This window comes from Bacillus sp. JJ1127 (assembly GCF_036965845.1).
Classification (GTDB): domain Bacteria; phylum Bacillota; class Bacilli; order Bacillales; family Bacillaceae_G; genus Bacillus_A.
On record NZ_JBALQK010000144.1, the window covers coordinates 1428 to 1676 of the forward strand.

Consider the following 249-nt stretch of genomic DNA (forward strand, 5'->3'; position numbering starts at 1 on the left):
TTCATCAATAACAATTGATTACGTAATTTCATATTGTATTTCCCCCAGTTGTCTCAAACCAATAATCTGTGCTTCTCTAACTCTTCATATAGATGATTCATTAACACAGTTACTGTCTTAATCTGCTCGTATCCAAGCTCCTAAATTTGTTGAAGAATTCGAGAACGTAAGAATACATATTTAAAATGTTTTTTGTAATACAAGGCATCTCAAATATCCTTTATTGTAAAAGAAAACTAATATCAGTAA